Origin of the sequence: Clostridium sp. SHJSY1 (assembly GCF_031626875.1) — a bacterium.
Taxonomy (GTDB): Bacteria; Bacillota; Clostridia; order Clostridiales; family Clostridiaceae; genus Clostridium.
Genome location: NZ_JANDMF010000111.1, coordinates 1 through 1,730, shown reverse-complemented (window position 1 = coordinate 1,730; position 1,730 = coordinate 1). Strand labels below are relative to the sequence as shown.

The 1,730-nt window shown below is 24.2% G+C and carries 1 protein-coding gene; it reads left to right on the top strand.

Translation table 11 applies throughout. The features are described from left to right. A partial coding sequence (locus NNC19_RS23340; protein WP_310941088.1) for a condensation domain-containing protein occupies positions 1–1,692 on the top strand: 1,692 nt, incomplete at its 5' end. Between the last annotated feature and the right edge of the window lie 38 nt (positions 1,693–1,730).

The following is a 1,730-nucleotide window of genomic DNA, read 5'->3' as shown; positions in this document are numbered from 1 at the left end:
AGTGAGGAAAAAGTGTCTTCAAAAGAAATAAAGGATTTTTTGAAAAAGGTATTACCTAATTATATGATTCCATCACACATAATGCAGCTTGAAAGTATGCCTAGTAATGCTAATGGAAAAATAGATAGAAAAGCATTACCTATACTTGATTTGTTACAAAGTGAGGTAAAATTTATAAAACCTAGAAATGAATTAGAACAAAAACTTGTAAGTATTTGGTGCAAGATATTCAATATAAAAAAGATATCTGTAAAAGATAATTTTTTTGATCTAGGAGGAAGTTCATTAACAGCTATAAATTTAGTTTCTAAGATTCATAAAGAACTTAAGATTAAAATTATTGTTACAGATGTGTTTAGTAAGCCTTCAATAGAAGAATTAGCAGAATATCTAAATTCCATGAAAATAGATGAAGAACTAGTTAATGAAATTGAGAAGGTAGAAGAAAAAGAATATTATGAGGCATCAGCAGTACAAAAAAGAATATATGCAATAAACCAAACAAATGTAAATAGCATAAACTATAATATACCTATTGCATATTTAATTAAAGGTGAGTTTAATAAGGAGAGTTTAGAAAAGGCAATTTCTAAATTAATGGATAGACATGAATCATTAAGGACAAGTTTTCATGTATTTGAGGAAAATATATTTCAAAAAGTACATTCTAAAGTGAAGTTTAAAGTTGAGTATATAAAAATTAATGATAGATTTGATAAAAATAAAGTCAAAGTTGATGAATTTATAAAACCATTTGATTTAAGTAAAGCTCCACTTATTCATGTAAATGTTATTGAATTTAAGGATGCTTCAGTTCTACTAATAGATATACATCACATAGTTTCGGATGGAGTTTCAATGAGTGTGATAATAAAAGAATTATCTTCATTATATAATGGGGAGGCCCTTACTTCACTAAAAATTCAATATAAAGATTTTTCAAATTGGCAAAATAGGTTGTATAAAAATGGCCTATTGGATAGTGAAGAAAAATATTGGCTTAATAAGTTTAAAGGAGAAATTCCAAGACTTAATATACCTTCGGATTATAAAGATATTAAAACTGAAAGTTTTGAAGGAAATACAGTAAATTTTGAAATAAACAAAATTTTAATTCAAAAAATAAATAAAACTATAGCTAGTTTAGGTATAACAAAATTCATGTTTTATGTAGCAGTATATAATGTACTTTTATATAAGTATACAAATCAAGAAGATTTAATAATAGGAACTCCAACTGCAGGAAGAACTCATGAAGATCTTAAAGGTATAGTAGGTATGTTTGTTAATACATTACCACTAAGAAATAAAATAGAAAAGAATATGAATTTTAGAGATTTCTTAAAGGAAGTAAAGGAAAATTCATTAAAGGATTTTGAAAATCAAAATTATGATCTTAAAAATTTATTTGAAAAATTAGATATAAAGAAAATGCCTCTTTTTAATGTTATTTTTTCTTTTCAAAATATAAATACAGAAAATTTAAAGTTTAATAATGCCAAAGTATCATCTTATAAATTAAAAAGTAATGTATCAAAGTTTCCTATTACTATGATACTAAATGAAGAAAATGAAAAGATATCAGGGGAATTAGAATATCAAACATCATTATATAAAAAAGATACAATAGAAAATTTTGCAAAACATTATATTAACCTGAATTATTCATACAAAAATAAAAACCATGCTTAGCATGGCTCGGAACTTACTATTATATAAATTTTTACTTT